A 16,283-nucleotide genomic window follows, 5' to 3' on the forward strand; every position below is an offset into this window, starting at 1 on the left:
GTTTGAAAGGATATGGTGAAAAGACTGTGGCTATAAGAATAAATAATATAACATTAGGCTTAGATGATGATATAGATGATTTAGAAAAGAGGATATGTAAAAAGTTAAATATTTTGAATGAGCATATTAATGAAGTCATTATAATAAAAAGAAGCCTAGATGCAAGGAAAAAGAATGATATAAAAATTAGTTATTCTGTTGATGTAATTTGCGATAACGAGAAAAAGATATTATCTAGAATACATGATAAGGATATTAGATTAGAAGAAATTAAGGAAGTAGAATCTATAAAGCAGGGAACACAAGAACTTAAATCTCGCCCAGTAGTAATTGGATTTGGACCAGCTGGAATTTTTGCGGCATTAACTTTAGCAAGACATGGCTATAAACCGATAGTATATGAACGAGGGGAAGATGTTGAACAAAGAACAAAATCCGTAGAAAAGTTTTGGAATACTGGAGAGCTAAATCTTGAATCAAATGTTCAATTTGGTGAAGGTGGAGCAGGAACATTTTCAGATGGTAAATTGACTACAAGAATTAAGGATCATAGATGTACATTTGTATTAGAAGAATTAATTAATGCTGGTGCGCCATCAGAAATAAAATATGAAAGTAAAGCTCATGTAGGAACAGATCTTTTGAAGGGCGTAGTTAAAAATATACGAGAAGAAATAATACGTCTTGGAGGGGAAGTTAATTTTAGCTCTAAGCTAGAAAAAATATCATATGAAAATGGTAAGTTAAGTAGAATAATTGTTAACGGTCAGGAAATGTCATGTGAAGCATTAGTTCTTGCCATAGGGCATAGTTCAAGAGATACATATGAAATGTTACATAGAGAACAAGTTTCTATGGATGCAAAAGCCTTTGCTATAGGGGTGAGAATAGAACATCCACAAGAATTGATAAATATTAGTCAATATGGGGATAATCATAAACATCCTAAATTGCATGCTGCAGACTATAGATTGACTTATCAATGTGAAAGATTAAAAAGAGGAATATATTCATTTTGTATGTGTCCTGGAGGGATAGTGGTTGCAGCAGCTTCAGAAGATGGGAGACTCGTGTCTAATGGGATGAGTTATCATGCTAGAGATTTAGAAAATGCTAACTCGGCATTAGTAGTAACTGTTTCACCGGAGGATTTTGAAGGAAATTCTCCACTTCGTGGTATGGAATTTCAAAGATATTATGAAAGCTTAGCATTTAAGCTTGGAGGAGGCAATTATAAAGCACCAGTTCAGCTGGTTGGAGATTTTATGAAAGATAGAATATCAACTAAATTAGGGCGTGTTACACCAAGTTACACCGCAGGATATGAGTTTAAAGAATTAAAGAAATGTTTACCTGAGTACGTTATTGAAGCACTTAAAGAGGGAATAATAAATTTTGATAAAAAGATAAAGGGATATGCAATGGACGATGCAGTTTTAATAGGGATTGAAACAAGAACATCCGCACCAGTTAGAATTAATAGGAATGCTACGCTAGAAAGTGTGAATGTATGTGGACTATATCCGACAGGTGAGGGTGCAGGATTCGCAGGAGGAATAATATCAGCAGCAGTTGATGGGATAAAGGTAGCAGAGCATATAATTGAAAAATTTGATTTACCCGAATAATACTAGAAATTATATATGATGGTTTTTAATAATCTATAATAGAAAATAGATATATAGGGAATTTTAATACAGAGTTTAGTGTATTAGAGATTAAATTTTTGTTAAATAATAAAGTTAATATTCTGAAAATTCAACATTTCCAGTAATTTTTTGTTACAATAAGATATAGAAGGAATAGTTATTAAATTAGATTGACATAATTTTAACAAATAATTAAATTAATTATAAAATAAAGCTAAAAATATTAAGGTAAGAGGTGCAGAAAATGAGTAAAAACTTCGATGATTTATTATCAAGACTAAAGGAAGTTCCAACAAAAAAAGTAGCAGTAGCAGTAGCGCAAGATGAACCAGTGCTAGAAGCAATAAAGGAAGCTACAGAAAAAGGCATAGCTCAAGCAATATTAGTTGGAGACAAACATCAAATACATGAAATAGCGAAAAAGATTGACTTAGATTTATCAGATTATGAAATAATGGATATAAAAGATCCAAAGAAGGCTACTTTAGAAGCAGTAAAGTTAGTTTCAAGTGGTCATGCAGATATGTTAATGAAAGGATTAGTAGATACTGCTACATTCTTAAGAAGTGTATTAAACAAAGAAGTAGGATTAAGAACAGGAAAGCTAATGTCACATGTTGCGGTGTTTGATATAGAGGGCTGGGATAAGTTATTATTTTTAACAGATGCAGCATTTAACACATATCCAGAATTTAAAGATAAAGTCGGAATGATAAATAATGCAGTAGTTGTTGCTCATGCATGCGGAATAGATGTTCCAAAAGTAGCACCTATATGCCCAGTTGAAGTTGTTAATGCAAGCATGCAATCAACTGTTGATGCAGCGCTATTAGCTAAAATGAGTGATAGAGGACAAATAAAAGGCTGTATAATTGATGGACCTTTTGCACTTGACAATGCGATATCAGAAGAAGCAGCTCATCATAAAGGCGTTTCAGGTCCAGTAGCTGGTAAAGCGGATGTGTTGCTACTTCCAAATATAGAAGCGGCAAATGTTATGTATAAAACATTAACATATTTCTCAAAATCAAGAAATGGTGGCCTTTTAGTTGGTACATCGGCACCAGTAATACTAACATCAAGAGCAGATTCATTTGAAACAAAGGTTAATTCAATTGCTCTTGCAGCATTAGTTGCAGCAAAAAATAAGTAATAAATCTATCCGTAATTATCAATGCATAATTAAGGAGAGATTTGTATGGAATTTGCAACACACTTTTAAGATTCTATAAGAATTTTTTCCGTAAATTGTGCATTGTTAACTGTATATTATGCATTAAATTTAAGGGGGATTCAGAATGTCATATAAGCTATTAATAATTAATCCAGGATCAACATCAACAAAAATTGGTGTTTATGAAGATGAAAAGGAACTATTTGAAGAAACTTTAAGACACACAAATGAAGAGATAAAAAGATATGATACAATATATGATCAATTCGGATTTAGAAAGGATGTTATATTAAATGTTCTTAAAGAAAAGAATTTTGATATAACTACTCTAAGTGCTGTTGTTGGTAGAGGTGGAATGCTTAAACCTGTTGAAGGTGGAACATATGCAGTAAATGACGAGATGGTGGAAGATTTAAAAGTTGGAGTCCAAGGACCACATGCTTCTAATCTTGGCGGAATAATTGCTAAATCAATTGGGGATGAGCAAAATATTCCATCATTTATAGTGGACCCAGTTGTCACAGATGAGTTAGCTGATGTAGCTAGATTATCAGGGGTACCAGAACTACCAAGAAAAAGTAAGTTTCATGCTTTAAATCAAAAAGCAGTAGCTAAGAGATATGGCAAAGAAAGTGGACAAGGATATGAAAATCTAAACCTTGTAGTTGTACATATGGGTGGAGGAGTTTCAGTTGGAGCTCACAATCATGGAAGAGTTATTGATGTAAACAATGCTTTAGATGGAGATGGCCCATTCTCACCAGAAAGAGCTGGATCAGTTCCAATTGGTGACTTAATTAAAATGTGTTTTAGTGGAAAATATAGCGAAGCAGAAGTATATGGCAAGGTTGTAGGAAAAGGTGGATTTGTTGGATACCTAAATACAAATGATGCAAGAGTTGTTATTGACAAAATGCAAGAAGGAGATAAAGAATGCGAATCAATATATAAAGCGTTTGTTTATCAAATTTCAAAAGCAATTGGAGAGATGTCAGTTGTATTAGAAGGTAAAGTTGACCAAATTATTTTTACTGGAGGTATTGCATACTCACCAATTCTTGTTCCTGACCTTAAATCAAAAGTTGAATGGATTGCCCCAGTTACAGTTTACCCAGGAGAAGATGAATTACTTGCTTTAGCCCAAGGTGCTATAAGAGTACTTGACGGAGAAGAACAAGCTAAAGTTTATTAATATAAAATAACACTTAGAAATTATATTTTAATTATTTCTAAGTGTTATTTTTATTTTGAACATGATTGAAAAAATTGAAATTATATCTTGCATTTAATTAAAAGGGTATTAAAATAGTAAATAATATAGGAATACTTATTTTGAAATAAATGATTAGTATAATCATGTTGATAATATGATCAAAATGTATGCAAATGATATAATAATAAGTAATCTTGATGATCCACCATGAGTAGTGAATATTAATAAAAGTCGGGGTATATTATGGATAGACTAAATTGTATTTTAAATGATGAAAGATATATGTACTATTTAAAAAGAAATAAAAAATTTGAGAAGGGCAGAAAGTTTTGTAAACATAACTTAAAGCATTTCTTAGATGTAGCTAGAATAGCCCAATTAATAAACTTAGAAGAAGCTTTGGGATTCAAGAAGGAGATTATATATGTAACTTCAATTTTGCATGATATAGGCAAATCTTTTCAATATGAAAATGGAACACCTCATGAAATAGCTTCATGGGAGATTGCAAAAGATATTTTAGAGGATTATAAATTTTATGAAGAAGAAGCCGAGCTTATAAAACAAGGAATATTGGGCCATAGAAACAAAAAGAGTGAGGGATTTTCGTTGTTAATATATAGAGCAGATAAACTTTCAAGATTATGCTTAACCTGTAAGTCTGCAGATGAATGCAACTGGAGCGATGAAAAGAAAAATTTTAAAATATACTATTAAGAGGAGTTTTACATATAATGAAAATAGGAAGTAAGGAATTTAAAATAGGAGAAAGAACATATATTATGGGAATATTAAATTTTACGCCAGACTCTTTTTCAGATGGAGGAAAATTTAATGATATGGAGATAGCTATAGCTCACGTTAAAAAGATGATAGAAGATGGAGCAGACATAATAGATATTGGCGGGGAATCTACAAGACCTAATCATGCTCCAGTAGATGAGGAAGAGGAGATATGTAGGGTTATTCCTATAATAAGGGCTGTAAGAGAAAAGTTTGATATTCCTATATCTATAGATACATATAAAGCAAAGGTAGCAGAAAAGGCCTTAGAGGCAGGTGCAAACCTTATTAATGATATCTGGGGATTTAAAATGGAAAGGGACATTGCAAAAGTAGCAGCAAAATATAATGTACCATGTTGTTTAATGCATAACAGAGATAATACAGATTATAAAAACTTAATGGAAGAAATATTGGAGGATTTGAAAGAGAGTATAAAAATCGCTAAGGATGCTGGAGTAAAAGATGAAAATATTATTTTAGACCCAGGCATAGGCTTTGGAAAAACTTATGAGCAGAATTTAGAAACTATGAATAATCTAGAGAAACTTAAGAAGTTAGGATATCCTATATTGCTTGGAACATCGAGAAAATCAATGATAGGATTAACTTTAGATTTACCAGTGGAAGAAAGAGTAGAAGGTACAGTGGCCACAACCGTTATCGGTATAATGAAAGATGCTTGTGACTTTGTAAGAGTCCATGATGTACTTGAAAATTTTAGAGCGGCAAAAATGACTGATGTAATTGTAAGAAGATAGGATGGATGAATTTTGGATAAAATGTATATAAGAGATTTAGAGTTGTTTGGTTTTCATGGAGTATTTGAAGCGGAGAAAAAATTGGGTCAAAAATTCATCTTGTCCTTTGAATTGGATTTAGATTTAAAAACTGCCGGTAGGACTGGGGATTTGACTAAGTCAGTTCACTATGGTGAATTGTGCGAGAAAATTGAGGCGGAATTTATCAGGGAAAATTATGACCTTATAGAAACAGTAGCTTTAAATTTGGCAGACTTTATTCTTAATGAGTATAACGTAATTAGTGGGGCCAAGGTTTTCTTGAAAAAGCCTTGGGCGCCTATTAAAAAGCATCTAGATACAGTGGAGATAATGGTTGAGAGAAGGAGACATAGGGCATATATAGGCTTAGGCTCAAATGTCGGAGATAAAGAAAAGTATCTAGAAGAAGCAATAGAAAAAATATCAAGTGAAAATAATATTAATTTAAGGAAAAAATCATCATTTATTATTACAAAACCATGGGGATATTTAGATCAAGAAGATTTTCTGAACGCAGTTATAGAAATAGATACAATATTAGAAGCAGATGAACTTATGGACTTGTTACTTAAATTCGAGGAAGAATTAAATAGAGAAAGAGTCATAAAGTGGGGGCCTAGAACGATTGACTTAGATATTATTATGTATGATGAAATAATTTCTTCTAATGAAAAAGTAATTTTGCCACATCCAAGAATGCATGAAAGAGAGTTCGTATTGAGGCCTTTAAATGAGATAGCACCATATTTGATGCATCCTGTACTTAATAAGAGGATATTTACATTATTGGAAGAATTAAATACAGATAATTAGTCAATAATAGAAATAGCTTATAGTTAAGGTATGGAGGGGTTTATGAGAAGTTCATTAAAATTTACTAATAAATTAAGCATGTTATCTGAAATGGAGTGTGAATCTAAATTTCAAATATTGCAGTACGAAAATTTGGATGGAGCCACTGATGTTCAATCTGCTTTAGGGCTTAATATAATGAAAGAAAGTGGAATAAAATTAAAGCAGATAAGAATAATACTAGAAGATAGCTCAGTGAGGCTTGAGCCAGGTTCACTAAGCTATATGAAAGGAACTATAGAGGTAAGAAGTAAACAAGGCGGATTATTAGGGTTTGGTAAAAAGATAATATCAAGTAAATTAACTGGAGAAACTGTAGTTAGACCTACGTATAGCGGAACAGGCGAGATATTTCTAGAACCTTCTTTTGGACATTTTGCATTAATAGAGTTAGAAGATGATGAAATTATAATAAGTGATAATATGTTTTATGCATGTGAAGAAGGGATAGAGGTAAGTGCCGCGATGCAGAAGAATGTATCATCTGCTCTTTTAGGTAACGAAGGACTATACCAAACCAGATTAGACGGTAGTGGTATTGTTGTCCTCAAAATCCCAGTTCCAGAGACTGAAATATTTAAATGCATATTAATAAATGATACCTTAAAGGTTGATGGAAATTTAGCTATTTTAAGAACAGGAAATATTGAATTTTCAGTGGAGAAATCATCTAAATCTATTATTGGAACAGCTGTAAGTGGCGAGGGAATAGTTAATGTGTATAGAGGAACAGGAGAGGTTTGGCTTATGCCAACTAGATATATATACAAAGATTTGTGTATAAATGAAACTAACAGATTAAGAGCAATAAAATATCAAGTTGATGAGGAAGATGATTAGTCTAAACGTAACGTTTGTAAGTTTCAAACGTTATTATAATGTAAATCAGCCTATTTATAAAAGAAGTCTTATAAATAGGCTGATTATTTTATAGACATAATTCACATATATGAAATACTTGGTGTAATCTATTTGGTCCTATGATCGACCAATTTATAATGATTATTTAGAAAATTTGCTAAGTCTATGCTAACTTTATTTGCACCATAAATATTAGTATGACCAGGATTATTCATATCTTCTTTAAAATTAAATTTTATCTGTTTCATTTTATTTTTATCAGAATAATTTATGAATGGGATATTATTATTTTTTGCTATTACAGATACCTTATTGTACATGGATGCATCATCTTTATACCAGAAGTTATCATCATTGCTACTATAATCATAAGGTGCATTTATTAATACTAATTGAAAACCTCTTTCTTTGGACAACTCCATAAATTTATATAAATATTCTAAAGTTTTGTGAGGTATTTCTCCAATTTCATCGCTATATTGTTCTGAAGCTATATCTTTTCCATACTTATTATCTCCAGCCTCGAAGCCAGCGGCTTCCTGATTAGCATATAGATTAACATTAAAATCTGATTGAGTTAAGCTGGCCCATCTATTTTTATATTTTAGAATTGGAAATAAATAATATAGTCTTTGTTCTCTAGGGGTACAATCCATTATTGCATCTATCTTATTTTCTGATAATCTCATGTTATCAAGAACATTTCTTATATATCCTTCCTCGCCATATTCATTAGTTAGGCCTAAGTAATATATATCCAAAACTACAATTTTTGTCTCGGGGTGAGTTTTTAATGCTTCTTTAAGTAAATAGTATGTAACATCTATAGGTTGACCTCCGGTACCATAGTTAAAACTGGTTATACCATAATTATTAAATAGAACCTGTGGATCAATCATGCCGTTCATATGGCTAGAACCAAGCAATAGAACATCATATTGATGAGATTTATCATACCAGCCTTGATATAACTTTGCGGCGTGACCAGGTCGAACTAGGATAGAACTAAGCCAATGTAATGAAATGAGAATAATAGATAATAGTATAATTGACTTTAGTAAGAAATTTTTAATCATAGCTACACTCCTAGAATTGAAAATAGATAAATTGTTGCTCACTATATTGGAATCCATATACCCCGAATACAACTATTGCCAATACTGTAGTTACGTAAACAGTCCATCTAAACAACAAATTTTGAGCAGATAACATATTTATTATGTTTGATCTTGTTTCTAAAATGTTAACAATTAATATAATTACAATACCTATTATACTCATAAAGAATTCTTTTGAATTAAGTCCTAGATCATATAATGAACCGTCTGCAAGGATCCAAGGATTAAATACAAATAAATTATTAAGCAGTATTTTTATATCGATAAATGAATTTGCCCTGAAAAACATCCATGCAAAGTCTACCAAAATAAATGTGATAATTACTTGCAATAACTTATAGCTAAAAACATCGGTTCTTATATTAAACTTTTTTATTACATAGTTTTTTACCGGCATAATCAAATTACCAACGACTTGATAGATTCCATGAAGTAATCCCCATATTATGAATGTAATTGATGCTCCATGCCATAATCCGCTAATTAAAAAGACAATAACAATATTTATGTATGTTCTAACTTTCCCTTTTCTATTACCACCTAAAGGTATATACAAATAATCTCTAAACCAATCACCTAAGGTAATATGCCATCTCTTCCAAAATTCCTTAATGGATTTTGAAAAATAAGGTTGCCTAAAATTAGTTGTAAGGTTAAAACCCATAACATTAGCAGCACCTATAGCTATATCTGAATAAGCAGAAAAGTCAGAATATATCTGGAAGGCGTAGAATATTGTAGCTATGATAATTTGAAAGCCGAAGTAATCATTTGGAGAATTATATACAGTGTTAACTAATATAGCTAATCTATCAGCAACAAATATTTTCTTAAAAAATCCCCATAACATTCTGATTAAACTATTTTTAACCCTTTCGTGATCAAAGTTGTATGTTTGATTAAATTGGTGAAGTAAATCCTTAGATTTTTCTATAGGTCCAGCGACTAATTGAGGAAAGAATGAAACAAAAAGAGCATATTTACCTAAGTTTCTTTCGCAAGGTATGTCACCCCTATATACATCTACAGTATAACTTAAAGCCTGAAATGTATAAAAGGATATACCAATTGGTAAAAGTATATCAAATATAGGTGGACTGAAATTAACTTTATAAAAGCTGCTAGTTGTAATTATTAAGCCAGAGAAAAAATTATAATATTTAAAGAAAAATAATATTCCCAAATTTATTATGAAGCTTAGAAATAGCCAAAAATTCTTTAGTTGTTTTGAGACCTGCTTATCTTTTATTGAATTACTACTATCAATCAGTAATCCGCTTAAATATGTGACCATGGTAGAGAAAGCTAATAAAATTGAGTATTTTGGATTCCATGACATATAAAAGTAATAACTAGAAAGTAGTAACCATATCCATCTTGTTTTTCTAGGAATAATAAAGTAAGTAAGAACAACCACTGGGAAAAATATAAAAAAGTGTATGGAATTAAAAGACATATTGTTCCTCCTTGTGAATTATAAATACAAAACTATGTATTATATGATAACGGTTGTTTTTTATTTTTATCAATACAATTATTCCCAATAATGACAAATGATAAACAAAGTAATGGCAAAAAGTGATATTTTTTACAAATAAACAAATAGAATTAATGCTTTCGCATATTAAAGTTGTAAAGGAGACTTTGGATGGGTATAATTAAATAGAAACGATTATGCAATGAGGTGATAAAGTGAGTTCTTTAGAGTCAAAGATTAAGAGTAAAGAATTAGACTTGTTTTTTAAAGCAATTTTGGAACTTAAAGATATAGATGAATGTTATATGTTTTTTGAAGATGTTGCAACTATAAATGAGGTTAAATCATTAGCCCAGAGACTACATGTAGCAAAGCTTCTTAAATATAAAAAGACTTATTCAGAGATAGCAGAGATTACGGGTGCAAGCACTGCGACTATAAGTAGAGTAAATAGATGTTTAAATTATGGAAGTGACGGTTATAATTTAGTTTTAGAAAGATTGAAAGAGGAAGATATTGATTAATATGTTGAGGATTACTTTTACATATTATACAATAAATAATCATTGTTAAATGTTAAAATTTAATAATACAGAAGATTGTAAATAGCAATTAAAAATATTATACTATTTAAGGTGATAAATAGACTAAAGTCATAAAAAGTAGTAGCTTTTATCATTATCAAAAATATTATAGTAATAAGTGGCTATAATGAATAAAAAAGTGAGGTAAAATTATGGGTAGAATGTTTGGAACTGATGGCGTTAGAGGAGTTGCAAATGCTGAATTAACAGCGATGACTGCGTATAACCTTGGTAGAGCTGGAGCATATATATTGACAGAAGGTGCTCATAAGCCTAAGATATTGGTTGCAAAGGATACAAGAATATCTGGGGATATGTTGGAATCGGCATTAATAGCAGGAATATTATCAGTTGGAGCTGAGGCAGTAGTTCTTGGAGTGGTGCCAACACCAGCAGTTGCATATTTAACAAGGAAATATGGAGCTGATGCAGGTGTTATGATTTCTGCGTCACATAATCCAGTAGAATATAATGGTATAAAGTTCTTTAATGATAAAGGATACAAGCTTTCTGATGAGTTAGAAGATGACATCCAAAGAGTTATTGAAAGTAATTTTGAGGGCGTACCAAGCCCAATAGGTACAGATTTAGGAAGAGAAACAATTGAAATATCTGCTTTAGATGAGTATATAGAATTCGCAAAAAGTACAATACCTTATAACCTAAAAGGGTTAAAAGTAGCTTTAGATTGTGCAAACGGAGCTGCTTATAAGTCATCAGTAAAGGCGTTTAGAGAATTAGGTGCTGATGTATTTGTAATTAATGATAATCCAGATGGAACAAATATTAATGAAAATTGTGGGTCAACACATCCTGAAGAGTTAATGGAGTACGTTGTAAGAAAGGGATGCGACTTAGGATTTGCCTTTGATGGCGATGCTGATAGATGCTTAGCTGTGGATGAAAAAGGTAATCTAATAAATGGTGATTTTATATTAATGTTATGTGCTAAGTACTTAAAAGAGCTTGGAAAGTTAAAAGATGATACTTTAGTTGTAACTGTAATGAGTAATCTTGGATTAGATATTGCTAGTAAAAGAGAAGGAATAAATCTTGTTAAAACTAGTGTTGGCGATAGATATGTTTTAGAAGAAATGGTTAAAGAGAAGTATGTTCTTGGTGGGGAGCAATCTGGTCACGTAATATTTTTAGATTATAATTCAACTGGAGATGGCTTAGTTACTGCGCTTCAAATTGCAAATATAGTTAAGAAAAAAGAAACACCGCTATCAGAATTATGTACTGTAATGAAGGAATTGCCACAAGTATTAGCTAATGCAACAATTCCTAATGATAAGAAAGATTTATATTTAACTGATGCTGAAATACAAGAAGAAATTAAGAAAATTGAAGACGCATTAAATGGTGTTGGAAGAGTGCTTATAAGACCATCCGGAACAGAACCACTAGTTAGAGTAATGCTAGAAGGGGAAGATCAAACGGAAATAGATAAAATGGCGCATAATTTAGCTAATTTAATTGAAAAGAAATATAATTAGTTTATTATATATTAATAAGAGAGGAATCCTTCCTATAAAGAAGGATTCCTCTTTGTAATTATTCACTGATAATTAGGAGAAAATATGTAAGGTTACATAGTTTTCTATTATGAAATATAATTATATAATTATTGTAGATATTAATAATTGATACTTTTTCTAGAGAATTACCTGCTAAATATTTCATTTTGGCAGGTAATGAACACTTATAATGTTTAAATTATAAGTGTTTTCATATGCTAGATGAACCTAAAATAATCGTTTTTAATTCAAAGGAGGATTAATATGAGAAAAATAATAGATCCGGGGCTTTTTTCAAAGCAAGTTGCTGCAGATACTAAAAGAGGAGAATTTAACTTTAAAAATGCTGTTATAGTAGAAAACGATGTCAAAGTAGATTTCGTGTTTATTGGAGATTCTATAACTGATTTTTGGGAGATAAATGCATACTTAGGTGGAAGTAATAAAATGGTTATAAATAGAGGAATAGGAGGGGACACAACAGAGTTTGTTTTAAAAAGATTTGATGCGGATGTGGTTCAGCTAAAGCCAAAACATTGTATACTTATGATTGGTATTAATGATGCGTGGGATTTAGAAGATGATCCATGGACTCAGAAAAAAGGAATAGATATAGAGGATGTGATTTCACGAGCTTACTGCAATATTTATGAAATGATTAAAAAGGCAAAAGAGAATAATATTAATTTAATCCTCTGCTCTATACTGCCCACAAATATGGAATTTACAAATAAAAACAAAGAAAGAAATAGTTATGTTTTAGGAGTTAATAAAAAATTAAAGGCAGTTTCCAATAAGGAAGAATTAATATATGTGAATTACTACTCAGCTTTTGTGGAAAATGGACAAACTTATGTTAAAGATGGACTTACAGCGGAAGGACTGCATCCTAATACTAAAGGATACAACATAATGATAGAGGTCTTAAGAAATACATTATTAGAAAATGATATTATATTATAATAAGCCATAAGAAAATAATATTATAATACCAACTTTAAAAGAAATTATCAAATAATTGAATTAAATCTCTCGTGTATAACAAGTGCTTAATAAGGGGATAAATAAAATAGATTAATATACAAATTATATGTATGAAAGAGGAGGTAATTTATATGAAAAAAGAGCCTTATAATGAGTACTTATTAGTATTTCCAAGTGGAAACTGCAAGGGATTTAATGATATAGAGGGAGCCAAGGCATACATAAATAACTATTATGAAAGAAGACTAGATAATGTTTTTCATAAAGATGGTTATAACGATGCAACAGAAATTGGAGGAGATGAATATAGATATAATGTATTTACGCAACTAGGTGCAGAAGAAGGAGCTAAATGCGAGATATATAAAACAGGGGCATTTATTAAAGAAATCGATAAAGAATTAATTTTTGAGGATGATAAGGAAGAAATAATCTCTAAATTGTGTGAAGCAAAAATAAATTTCAATATATATGATTATAGTTTAGATACAGTTCTTGCTAATATTCAAGAGGTTGAGTATATGGAGGATTTTGGAACTCATGTTGGAAAGTTTTAGATAATAAATGCAAGTATTTACAAAAGTGTTCTAAAAATAGGCATGTTTAAATTATCAATTAATGATAACTAAACAATTCATATAGTTAAATAAAATATTAATTAATTATTAAATTGGTAAAATAATTAGTGATTAAATAATAAATAATCAATTTGCCTGTGAGATTTAAGGATAAAAAAACAATAATGAAAAATATATTATGAACATGTTGACAATAGCAAAAACGAAGAGTAAAATCTACTCTAACAGGAAAATTTAATAGGTCCTTTAGTTATTAAATGCTGAGATGGAGACAATTGTTTAGCAGACAAGTTGCAGAGAGTCGATGGATGGTGTGAATCGATACTTTAGCTTTAGAATTATCGCTCCTGAGCAGAATCCAGAAAGAGAAAGAAGTTTCTTGAGTAAAAGATATCCGGTGTGCATCCGTTATATGCAAGGGTTTGTTAGAACCTAGTGATATTATATAAGGCGGAATATTATCCCACTTCTTATGATTCATATCATTAAGGGTGGATTTTTTTAACCATTTTTAAGGGGGGAAGACAATGGAGAAGCATGTATTATCTGCTTTAGTTAAGAATTCATCTGGTGTTTTAAGTAGAGTTAGTGGATTGTTTTCGAGAAGAGGATATAACATTGATAGTTTAACTGTTGGTAGAACTGAGGATCCTTCAATTTCGAGAATGACAATTACACTTATGGGTGATGAAAATGTATTAGAACAAGTGAAGAAACAATTGAATAAATTAGAAGACGTGATAAGGGTTATTGACTTTAAGCCTAATGAATCTGTATACAGAGAATTAGTTTTAATTAAAGTAAGGGCTGATGCAGAAAATAGAGCAGCCATAAATGAGACAGTAAAAATCTTTAGAAGTAAGATAATTGATTTATCTACTGATACATTAACGATAGAATTAACCGGGGATGAAAATAAAGTATCTGCATTAATTAACTTGATGGAGGAATATGGAATAGAAGAGTTGGTTAGAACTGGAGTAACAGCGTTGCAAAGAGGGGAAAAAACAATAAAAAATTCTATTGAAAGTTATTAAGGAATAATAAATAAAGATAATGGCAATTGAGTAATAGCAATAAGTAAAAAAATAAAAAGGGGGATAATGATATATGGCTCAGAATCAGGTGAAAATATTTGATTCTACTCTAAGAGATGGAGCCCAAGGTCAAGGAATTTCATTTTCGCTAGAAGATAAAATAAAGATTGTAAAGGCATTGGATGAGATGCAAGTTGATTATATAGAAGCTGGTAATCCGGGATCAAATCCAAAGGATATGGAATTCTTCAAAAGGCTTAAGGATGTGCACCTTGAAAATTCTAGTGTTGTAGCGTTTGGCTCAACAAGAAAATCTAAGATTAATGTAGAAGGCGATAAGAATTTGAAGGATTTGTTATCATCTGAAGCAAGTACAATTGTTATATTCGGAAAGTCATGGGATTTTCAGGTGACAGATATTATAAAAACTTCTTTAGATGAAAATCTTAATATGATTAAAGATACAATTGAATACTTGTGTAAGAACGAAAGAGAAGTAATTTTTGACGCAGAACACTTTTATGATGGTTATAAAGCGAATAAAGAGTATGCAATGGCGACTTTAAGAGCAGCCGAGGAAGCTGGTGCTCAAGTAATTGTATTATGTGATACTAATGGAGGGACACTACCTCAAGAGATATATGATATAACCAGAACTGTAAAAACACAAGTATCTATAGATGTAGGAATTCACAGCCATGATGATATGGGAATGGCTGTTGCAAATTCAATTATGGCAGTTCAAGCAGGGGCAGCACAAGTTCAAGGAACTTTTATTGGTATAGGTGAAAGATGTGGGAATGCTAATTTAAGTGTAATAATACCTATATTAAAATTGAAGCTTGGATATGAGATATTAAATAATATTGAGCTAACAAATCTAACAAAAACATCTAGATATATAGCAGAAATTTGTAATATGACTTTAGCAGATGAAAATCCGTTTGTAGGAAATTCGGCATTTGCTCATAAAGGTGGAATGCACATTGATGCGGTGACTAAGGCACCGAAATCCTATGAACATATAGAACCAGAATTGGTTGGAAATAAGAGGAGATTCTTGGTCTCAGAAGTTAGTGGGAAAAGCACAATTTTGCAAGAGATAAAAAAAGTATTTCCTAATATATCTAAGGATGATAATTCAGTTCAAAAGATTACGGATAGATTAAAAGAATTAGAATATGAAGGCTACCAATTTGAAGGGGCAGAAGGAACAGTCGAACTGGTTATAAGAAAGATAATTGGAAAATATAAACCGTTCTTTAAATTAAATCATTTTAAAATTATCGGAGAGCAACCTTATGGCTTAGAAGAATTTTCGTCAACAGCAGTAATAAACATCACTGTTGATGGTAAGAACGAAATGACAGCAGCAGAGGGTGAAGGTCCTGTAAATGCACTGGATAGGGCAATTAGAAAAGCTCTCGAGGTTTTTTATCCAGAACTAAAACAAGCACGACTTGTGGATTATAAGGTTAGAGTCCTGGACTCAGAAAATGCAACAGAAGCAAAGGTAAGAGTTTTAATTGAATCAACAGATGGAGTTGAAAGCTGGAGTACTGTTGGGGTGTCTCGAGACGTAATCCAAGCTAGTTGGATAGCTCTTGTAGATTCAATAGAATATAAACTAATCAAAGATATTGAGAGAAAAGTAAAAGCATATTTTTAAGG

General features: G+C 31.1%; 15 protein-coding genes. 13 read left to right on the top strand and 2 right to left on the bottom strand.

The window, feature by feature from the left end:
* Positions 1-26 precede the first annotated feature (26 nt).
* The 7 genes from CLCHR_RS00395 to CLCHR_RS00425 all read left to right on the top strand — a co-directional run bounded on the left by CLCHR_RS00395 (position 27) and on the right by CLCHR_RS00425 (position 7,293).
* Positions 27-1,628, top strand: coding sequence for an NAD(P)/FAD-dependent oxidoreductase (locus CLCHR_RS00395; protein ID WP_079437676.1), 1,602 nt, complete (start codon positions 27-29; stop codon positions 1,626-1,628).
* 265 nt (positions 1,629-1,893) lie between these two features.
* Positions 1,894-2,802 (top strand): phosphate butyryltransferase, encoded by a 909-nt coding sequence (gene ptb, locus CLCHR_RS00400; RefSeq protein WP_079437677.1) that lies wholly within the window; start codon positions 1,894-1,896, stop codon positions 2,800-2,802.
* A gap of 145 nt (positions 2,803-2,947) precedes the next feature.
* Entirely contained in the window at positions 2,948-4,015 is a 1,068-nt protein-coding gene (gene buk / locus CLCHR_RS00405) for a butyrate kinase (RefSeq protein WP_079437678.1), read from the top strand.
* Between the two features lie 264 nt (positions 4,016-4,279).
* Complete coding sequence (locus CLCHR_RS00410; protein WP_079437679.1) at positions 4,280-4,753, top strand: HD domain-containing protein; 474 nt, start codon at positions 4,280-4,282, stop codon at positions 4,751-4,753.
* 17 nt (positions 4,754-4,770) lie between these two features.
* Positions 4,771-5,580 (top strand): dihydropteroate synthase, encoded by an 810-nt coding sequence (gene folP, locus CLCHR_RS00415; protein WP_079437680.1) that lies wholly within the window; start codon positions 4,771-4,773, stop codon positions 5,578-5,580.
* A gap of 12 nt (positions 5,581-5,592) precedes the next feature.
* Entirely contained in the window at positions 5,593-6,414 is an 822-nt protein-coding gene (folK, locus tag CLCHR_RS00420; protein WP_079437681.1) for a 2-amino-4-hydroxy-6-hydroxymethyldihydropteridine diphosphokinase, read from the top strand.
* Positions 6,415-6,456: 42 nt separating this feature from the next.
* Positions 6,457-7,293, top strand: a complete 837-nt coding sequence (locus CLCHR_RS00425) for an AIM24 family protein (protein ID WP_079437682.1) — start codon at positions 6,457-6,459, stop codon at positions 7,291-7,293.
* A gap of 128 nt (positions 7,294-7,421) precedes the next feature.
* On the opposite strand, the gene CLCHR_RS00430 is transcribed toward CLCHR_RS00425, so the two are convergent.
* Together CLCHR_RS00430 and CLCHR_RS00435 are read right to left on the bottom strand one after the other, a co-directional pair.
* Positions 7,422-8,390 (bottom strand): hypothetical protein, encoded by a 969-nt coding sequence (locus tag CLCHR_RS00430; protein ID WP_079437683.1) that lies wholly within the window; start codon positions 8,388-8,390, stop codon positions 7,422-7,424.
* Positions 8,391-8,400: 10 nt separating this feature from the next.
* Positions 8,401-9,888: an MBOAT family O-acyltransferase gene (locus tag CLCHR_RS00435; protein ID WP_079437684.1), complete on the bottom strand. Its 1,488-nt coding sequence runs from the start codon at positions 9,886-9,888 to the stop codon at positions 8,401-8,403.
* 236 nt (positions 9,889-10,124) lie between these two features.
* Between CLCHR_RS00435 and CLCHR_RS00440 the strand changes: the two genes are divergently transcribed.
* From CLCHR_RS00440 to cimA, 6 genes are all read left to right on the top strand, one after another.
* Complete coding sequence (locus tag CLCHR_RS00440) at positions 10,125-10,433, top strand: YerC/YecD family TrpR-related protein (RefSeq protein WP_079437685.1); 309 nt, start codon at positions 10,125-10,127, stop codon at positions 10,431-10,433.
* 212 nt (positions 10,434-10,645) lie between these two features.
* Entirely contained in the window at positions 10,646-11,992 is a 1,347-nt protein-coding gene (gene glmM / locus CLCHR_RS00445) for a phosphoglucosamine mutase (RefSeq protein WP_079437686.1), read from the top strand.
* 285 nt (positions 11,993-12,277) lie between these two features.
* The gene (locus CLCHR_RS00450) at positions 12,278-12,976 is read left to right on the top strand and encodes a GDSL-type esterase/lipase family protein (protein WP_079437687.1); all 699 of its coding nucleotides are present in this window, start codon (positions 12,278-12,280) and stop codon (positions 12,974-12,976) included.
* A 152-nt stretch (positions 12,977-13,128) separates the two neighbouring features.
* Positions 13,129-13,554 (top strand): hypothetical protein, encoded by a 426-nt coding sequence (locus tag CLCHR_RS00455; RefSeq protein ID WP_079437688.1) that lies wholly within the window; start codon positions 13,129-13,131, stop codon positions 13,552-13,554.
* A gap of 548 nt (positions 13,555-14,102) precedes the next feature.
* Positions 14,103-14,612 (top strand): acetolactate synthase small subunit, encoded by a 510-nt coding sequence (gene ilvN / locus CLCHR_RS00460; RefSeq protein WP_079437689.1) that lies wholly within the window; start codon positions 14,103-14,105, stop codon positions 14,610-14,612.
* 73 nt (positions 14,613-14,685) lie between these two features.
* Positions 14,686-16,281 (top strand): citramalate synthase, encoded by a 1,596-nt coding sequence (gene cimA / locus CLCHR_RS00465; RefSeq protein ID WP_079437690.1) that lies wholly within the window; start codon positions 14,686-14,688, stop codon positions 16,279-16,281.
* Positions 16,282-16,283 lie beyond the last annotated feature (2 nt).

Origin of the sequence: Clostridium chromiireducens (genome assembly GCF_002029255.1) — a bacterium.
Lineage (GTDB): Bacteria > Bacillota > Clostridia > Clostridiales > Clostridiaceae > Clostridium > Clostridium chromiireducens.

Excerpts from the sequence above, each read along its gene's own strand:
- CLCHR_RS00410 (WP_079437679.1), top strand. The coding sequence starts at position 4,280 with ATGGATAGACTAAATTGTATTTTAAATGATGAAAGATATATGTACTAT.
- ptb (WP_079437677.1), top strand. The coding sequence starts at position 1,894 with ATGAGTAAAAACTTCGATGATTTATTATCAAGACTAAAGGAAGTTCCA.
- ilvN (WP_079437689.1), top strand. The coding sequence starts at position 14,103 with ATGGAGAAGCATGTATTATCTGCTTTAGTTAAGAATTCATCTGGTGTT.
- CLCHR_RS00430 (WP_079437683.1), bottom strand. The coding sequence starts at position 8,390 with ATGATTAAAAATTTCTTACTAAAGTCAATTATACTATTATCTATTATT.
- cimA (WP_079437690.1), top strand. The coding sequence starts at position 14,686 with ATGGCTCAGAATCAGGTGAAAATATTTGATTCTACTCTAAGAGATGGA.
- CLCHR_RS00435 (WP_079437684.1), bottom strand. The coding sequence starts at position 9,888 with ATGTCTTTTAATTCCATACACTTTTTTATATTTTTCCCAGTGGTTGTT.
- buk (WP_079437678.1), top strand. The coding sequence starts at position 2,948 with ATGTCATATAAGCTATTAATAATTAATCCAGGATCAACATCAACAAAA.
- glmM (WP_079437686.1), top strand. The coding sequence starts at position 10,646 with ATGGGTAGAATGTTTGGAACTGATGGCGTTAGAGGAGTTGCAAATGCT.
- CLCHR_RS00455 (WP_079437688.1), top strand. The coding sequence starts at position 13,129 with ATGAAAAAAGAGCCTTATAATGAGTACTTATTAGTATTTCCAAGTGGA.
- CLCHR_RS00425 (WP_079437682.1), top strand. The coding sequence starts at position 6,457 with ATGAGAAGTTCATTAAAATTTACTAATAAATTAAGCATGTTATCTGAA.
- folP (WP_079437680.1), top strand. The coding sequence starts at position 4,771 with ATGAAAATAGGAAGTAAGGAATTTAAAATAGGAGAAAGAACATATATT.
- CLCHR_RS00450 (WP_079437687.1), top strand. The coding sequence starts at position 12,278 with ATGAGAAAAATAATAGATCCGGGGCTTTTTTCAAAGCAAGTTGCTGCA.